Origin of the sequence: Collinsella sp. AF28-5AC, from assembly GCF_003457875.1 — a bacterium.
Classification (GTDB): Bacteria; Actinomycetota; Coriobacteriia; order Coriobacteriales; family Coriobacteriaceae; genus Collinsella.
This window is the reverse complement of record NZ_QRTA01000037.1, coordinates 1-1,559: the sequence shown is the minus strand read 5'-3', so window position 1 is coordinate 1,559 and position 1,559 is coordinate 1. Positions and strand designations below refer to the sequence as shown.

Sequence of the window (1,559 nt, the reverse complement as noted above, 5' to 3'; positions counted from 1 at the left end):
GCAACGCGTTGCGCTGAGTCCTGAGGCTGTTGCAATGAAAATGAGAATCAAGGGCGGAACCTGTAAAGCAGTCAATTTTAGGCAGGTTTTATTGACATGCCTAAAAACTACTGTATAATGCAGATATGGGCAGAATCCGGAAAATCGGCTCTGCCCATTGTAACTATTCACAAATCTTATATCAGTTTTTAACGTTTACACAAAACTTGAAACGGTCTCTAAAATTTTGTATAATAGGAATTGAAGTTAAATTAGATGCTAAAAATTTGTAATTAAGAAGGAGGGATTCGTCATGTTGGTATTCCAAATGCGTAATGTAGATAAAACATCTACTGTTTTGAAACAGACTAAAAACAGTGATTACGCAGATAAATAAATACGTTAGATTAATTCCTACCAGTGACTAATCTTATGACTTTTTAAACAGATAACTAAAATTACAAACAAATCGTTTATCTTCTGTATTTATTTACTGATGTAATCACTTCAGGAGTGATTACATGAACAAAAATATAAAATATTTTCAAAACTTTTTAACGAGTGAAAAAGTACTCAACCAAATAATAAAACAATTGAATTTAAAAGAAACCGATACCGTTTACGAAATTGGAACAGGTAAAGGGCATTTAACGACGAAACTGGCTAAAATAAGTAAACAGGTAACGTCTATTGAATTAGACAGTCATCTATTCAACTTATCGTCAGAAAAATTAAAACTGAATACTCGTGTCACTTTAATTCACCAAGATATTCTACAGTTTCAATTCCCTAACAAACAGAGGTATAAAATTGTTGGGAATATTCCTTACAATTTAAGCACACAAATTATTAAAAAAGTGGTTTTTGAAAGCCGTGCGTCTGACATCTATCTGATTGTTGAAGAAGGATTCTACAAGCGTACCTTGGATATTCACCGAACACTAGGGTTGCTCTTGCACACTCAAGTCTCGATTCAGCAATTGCTTAAGCTGCCAGCGGAATGCTTTCATCCTAAACCAAAAGTAAACAGTGTCTTAATAAAACTTACCCGCCATACCACAGATGTTCCAGATAAATATTGGAAGCTATATACGTACTTTGTTTCAAAATGGGTCAATCGAGAATATCGTCAACTGTTTACTAAAAATCAATTTCATCAAGCAATGAAACACGCCAAAGTAAACAATTTAAGTACCATTACTTATGAGCAAGTATTGTCTATTTTTAATAGTTATCTATTATTTAACGGGAGGAAATAATTCTATGAGTCGCTTTTGTAAATTTGGAAAGTTACACGTTACTAAAGGGAATGGAGATAAATTATTAGATATAACAGCGACAACTAACCTAACGGAGGCTCAACCGTAAAATGAGAAGAACCCCCAGTAGTGGCTGCTACTGGGGGTTCGTTTTGTGTCTACGTGACACATTATATCTTTTCTTAGCTATTGCCATTATAGCATATGCTCTCAGGCAAATCAAGTTTACGCAATTATTATATTTTTTATACGTATCACTCTATTTTCTAGCCTTGATTCTCATTTTCATTGCAACAGCCTCAGGACTCAGCGCAACGCGTT

Annotated in this window: 3 protein-coding genes; all 3 read left to right on the top strand. The window is 34.1% G+C overall.

Going from position 1 to position 1,559, the window contains the following annotated elements:
* The first annotated feature begins 292 nt into the window (after window positions 1-292).
* The 3 genes from DWZ01_RS10540 (at window position 293) to DWZ01_RS11085 (ending at window position 1,347) form a co-directional block, all read left to right on the top strand.
* Window positions 293-376 carry a 23S rRNA methyltransferase attenuation leader peptide gene (locus DWZ01_RS10540; RefSeq protein WP_001814874.1) on the top strand — a complete coding sequence of 28 codons (84 nt, stop codon included), beginning with the start codon at window positions 293-295 and terminating at the stop codon, window positions 374-376.
* Between the two features lie 124 nt (window positions 377-500).
* Window positions 501-1,238, top strand: coding sequence for a 23S rRNA (adenine(2058)-N(6))-methyltransferase Erm(B) (erm(B), locus tag DWZ01_RS10535; protein WP_117848983.1), 738 nt, complete (start codon window positions 501-503; stop codon window positions 1,236-1,238).
* Entirely contained in the window at window positions 1,183-1,347 is a 165-nt protein-coding gene (locus DWZ01_RS11085) for an rRNA adenine methyltransferase (protein WP_179297067.1), read from the top strand. The genes erm(B) and DWZ01_RS11085 overlap by 56 nt, the downstream gene beginning before the upstream one ends.
* Window positions 1,348-1,559 lie beyond the last annotated feature (212 nt).